The organism is Maritalea sp. (assembly GCF_047634455.1).
Lineage (GTDB): Bacteria > Pseudomonadota > Alphaproteobacteria > Rhizobiales > Devosiaceae > Maritalea.
In genome coordinates this window covers 1-3,811 of sequence record NZ_JBLIAI010000111.1, presented here as the reverse complement: position 1 = coordinate 3,811, position 3,811 = coordinate 1, and the positions used below count along the sequence as shown (strand labels likewise).

General features: G+C 48.2%; 5 protein-coding genes. 4 read left to right on the top strand and 1 reads right to left on the bottom strand.

The features are described from left to right. The first annotated feature begins 292 nt into the window (after positions 1-292). Both ACJAZW_RS15260 and eno read left to right on the top strand, forming a co-directional pair. Positions 293-667: a rhodanese-like domain-containing protein gene (locus ACJAZW_RS15260; protein WP_415159642.1), complete on the top strand. Its 375-nt coding sequence runs from the start codon at positions 293-295 to the stop codon at positions 665-667. Positions 668-820: 153 nt separating this feature from the next. Next, a complete protein-coding gene (gene eno, locus ACJAZW_RS15255) occupies positions 821-2,095 on the top strand; it encodes a phosphopyruvate hydratase (protein ID WP_415159640.1) in 1,275 nt (424 codons plus the stop codon). Positions 2,096-2,148: 53 nt separating this feature from the next. Here eno and ACJAZW_RS15250 read toward each other — a convergent pair whose 3' ends face one another. Further along, on the bottom strand, positions 2,149-2,586 hold the full coding sequence (locus tag ACJAZW_RS15250; protein WP_415159638.1) for a VOC family protein: 438 nt from the start codon (positions 2,584-2,586) through the stop codon (positions 2,149-2,151). Between the two features lie 100 nt (positions 2,587-2,686). On the opposite strand from ACJAZW_RS15250, the gene ACJAZW_RS15245 reads away from it, so the two are divergent. Then, positions 2,687-3,004 carry an FtsB family cell division protein gene (locus ACJAZW_RS15245; RefSeq protein WP_415159636.1) on the top strand — a complete coding sequence of 106 codons (318 nt, stop codon included), beginning with the start codon at positions 2,687-2,689 and terminating at the stop codon, positions 3,002-3,004. Positions 3,005-3,207: 203 nt separating this feature from the next. Next, a partial coding sequence (locus ACJAZW_RS15240) for a thiamine pyrophosphate-dependent enzyme (RefSeq protein ID WP_415159634.1) occupies positions 3,208-3,811 on the top strand: 604 nt, incomplete at its 3' end.

Here is a 3,811-nt window from a genome sequence, read left to right as displayed (position 1 = left end):
GGTTTAGCACCTCGGGCCGTTTCAAATTCACAGCAAAAGCCAATGGCGCGAGGCGTTTGACGTCTCATTTTTAAACTGACTACCAAGACGAGATTTCAAACGCCTCGCGCTTCTGCAATTTTTATCAACTCAAGGTTGAAGGCCGTTGAGGGATTTGGTGTGTGGAAAAATGTTGTTTGATTTAGAAATCCACAATTTCGACCAACTTCTGGCGAAGAATTGATTTTCATGAACACCAGTTGTGTCAATATGCTGGTTGTGTCAACAATCCCCATTTAAGGATCAGATCAATATGAAAACAGCACAAGATTTTCTCGCCGAAGCCAATGCCGTTGTGAAACGTATCACGCCAGAAGAAGGCATAGCCTTTCACGGCAAGCCAAACAGCGTCTTTGTTGATGTGCGTGATTCTGGCGACATTGCAAAGTCCGGCACAGTTGACGGTGCGGTGCGCATTGCGCGCGGCTTTATCGAGTTCGCAGCCGACAACAACACGCCGCACCACAATCCGGCAATGCAAAAGGACGCAAATATTTTTGTCCTCTGCGCTCTAGGAGGGCAGGCGGCCCTTGCGGGCAAAACCCTCAAGGATATGGGCTATACGTCCGTGACCAATGTTGGTGGCTTTAACGATTGGAAAGAAGCTGGCGGGCCGACAGAAGCGTAAGTAAAATTAATGGACGGTAATTGGTTGGCGCGTTAGGCGCCGACCATTGATTTACGTCGGAACGGGCGAGAATCAGCCAATTGGACTTTGCAACATCATGAATTGGCGCTATGACATCGACCAATTCACCAACACTCATGAGGAGATGATGTAATGTCCGCCATTATTGATGTAACTGGTCGTCAGATTTTTGATAGCCGTGGCAACCCAACTGTTGAAGTTGATGTTGTTTTGGATGATGGCTCGTTCGGTCGCGCCGCGGTTCCGTCTGGCGCGTCAACAGGTGCGCACGAAGCAATGGAACTTCGTGACGGTGGTTCTCAGTATATGGGGAAAGGCGTCACCAAAGCGGTTGATGCGGTCAATACGGTCATTTTCAACGAAATCCAAGGCATGGACGCGCTTGATCAACGTTCACTCGACCAAGTGATGATTGATTTGGATGGTACGCCTAACAAAGCCAAATTGGGCGCAAATGCCATTCTGGGCGTTTCGTTGGCGGTTGCAAAAGCTGCGGCCGAATCTTCTGCGCTGCCCTTGTTCCGCTATGTTGGTGGTTCAAACGCGCATCTGTTGCCCGTACCAATGATGAACATCATCAATGGTGGTGAGCACGCCGACAACCCAATCGATATTCAAGAATTCATGGTGATGCCGGTTGGGGCACAAAGCATTGCGGATGCGGTGCGTATCGGTTCTGAAATTTTCCACACATTGAAGAAAGGCCTTTCAGCTGAAGGCCACAACACCAATGTGGGTGACGAGGGCGGCTTTGCGCCAAATCTATCGTCTACAAATGCGGCGCTTGATTTCATCATGCAGTCGATTGAAAAAGCGGGCTACAAGCCAGGTGAAGACGTTTATCTGGCGATGGATTGCGCAGCGTCTGAATATTACAAAGACGAAAAGTACAATCTCAAAGGCGAGGGCGTGTCTTTGGGTAGCGACGAAATGGTGCGTTACCTTGAAAATCTCGTCAACAAATACCCAATCATTTCCATTGAAGACGGCATGGACGAAGACGATTGGGATGGCTGGAAAGCGCTGACACAAGCTATTGGCAATAAATGCCAATTGGTGGGCGATGATTTGTTCGTCACCAACTCAGAACGCCTTAAATCAGGCATCAAAATGGGCGTTGCCAACTCGATCCTTGTGAAAGTCAACCAAATCGGCACGCTAACGGAAACCGCAGAAGCTGTGGAAATGGCGCATAAAGCCAACTACTCATCTGTGATGTCGCACCGTTCCGGCGAAACCGAAGATTCAACGATTGCTGATTTGGCCGTGGCGATGAATTGCGGACAAATCAAAACGGGCTCTTTGGCGCGCTCAGATCGGTTGGCGAAATACAACCAACTGGTCCGCATTGAAGAACAGCTTGGTTTCGCTGCCAAATATGCTGGCCGTGATATTTTGAAAAGCTAAGTAGAGCCTTTGAACAAACAATATGCGCCGTTCGGGAAACCGGGCGGCGTTTTTCATTCTGTATCGTGTCCGCCCCAGCGAAACTCACCATTTGGGCCGAGCCCAGAAAATGGATTGTGGGCGACTTCCCACAAGAAATTGTCGGGATCAGCGAAATAGCCAGAATAGCCGCCCCAAAACACTTTCTGACCCGGCTTGACCAACTTACCCCCGGCTGCTTGAGCCTGTGCTAATATAGCGTCGACTTCAGAAGGTGCATTAACGTTATGGGCAATTGTGAAAGGGGAATATTTAACGTCTTCAAATTCAACTTTGGCATCTTTCGCCAATTCTTCTCGTTGATAGAGGGCTAGGGCCATACCTTGCAGATTGTATGCGACAATGTCGCTATCTCGTTTTGCGGCGTTTTTCCAGCCAAGGGCTTCGTAAAACAATTTGGACTGGGTCAAATTTTTTACACCAAGGGTTATTATACTCGCACGTTGATCCATTTTGCCATGCCAATTTTGAGTGGTGAATAGAAGACGGTTATCAAGTTTTAACATCTCTCCAGTAGGTTGCAAGTAATCCACAAAATTTGAAATTGTACCTATGCCCACACGTCACAAACGCCCATCCTTGCGCAACAAGCTCGCTATCGCGGCTGTGTTGATCGCGTTTCAGGGCTATTTGGGTTATCATTTGATTGAGGGGAACTTTGGCATTGTTTCGCAAGCCAAATTCTCGCAACAAGTCATCGAATTGCGCATTGAGCGCGATCAATTGGCACAAACCATTGATGTTGCGCAAAACCGCAACTCGTTGCTCACAGCGGATCGACTTGATCCTGATCTGTTAACAGAGCGCGCCCGATATCTATTAGGGTGGGGAAACCCAAACGATTTGATCGTGCCAACCGTTTCGCAGTAACTCAAGATCAGTTAACATAACCTCATAACCTATTTTTGATTAAGCGATATTATTGTTTTAAATACAATATGTTGTGGCATATAGTTCATGTAAATCTGGATTTCTAATCATCACAGTACAGCGATATGATGCCCCAAATACGTGCGGAAGAACTGTGTTGGTGAGTCTTGTGCTGCTGATACGGCCCAAAGTTGGAGAAGCCAATGACCAAAAAGACCGATACAAAGGCTGCGTCGAACAAATCGAATGCACCTGAATTCACGAAAGACGAAGATCTATACGCCTATCGTGAAATGCTCCTGATCCGTCGCTTTGAAGAAAAAGCCGGTCAAATGTATGGCATGGGCCTAATTGGTGGGTTCTGCCACTTGTATATCGGGCAAGAAGCGGTTGTTACCGGTGTGCATATGGCCTCGCAAAAAGGCGATGCCTCAATTACTGGTTATCGTGACCACGGCCATATGTTGATTGTTGGTCTTGACCCCAAAGCGGTGATGGCTGAACTAACTGGTCGGGCAAGCGGGTTGTCCAAAGGTAAGGGCGGCTCGATGCATATGTTCTCTAACGAGCATCGCTTTTATGGCGGCAACGGCATAGTTGGGGCGCAGGTTAGTCTTGGCACTGGCTTGGCATTTGCGGCCAAATACCGGGGCGAAGACAATGTAAGCCTGACCTACTTTGGTGATGGCGCGTCGAACCAGGGTCAAGTTTATGAGAGCTTCAATATGGCCAAACTCTGGAAACTGCCGGTCATCTACATTATCGAAAACAATCGATATGCGATGGGCACCAGCCTTGAACGTGCCG

Bases quoted from the DNA above. Each gene is read 5' to 3' on its own strand.
- ACJAZW_RS15260 (WP_415159642.1), top strand. From the start codon at position 293: ATGAAAACAGCACAAGATTTTCTCGCCGAAGCCAATGCCGTTGTGAAA.
- ACJAZW_RS15250 (WP_415159638.1), bottom strand. From the start codon at position 2,586: ATGGATCAACGTGCGAGTATAATAACCCTTGGTGTAAAAAATTTGACC.
- ACJAZW_RS15245 (WP_415159636.1), top strand. From the start codon at position 2,687: ATGCCCACACGTCACAAACGCCCATCCTTGCGCAACAAGCTCGCTATC.
- eno (WP_415159640.1), top strand. From the start codon at position 821: ATGTCCGCCATTATTGATGTAACTGGTCGTCAGATTTTTGATAGCCGT.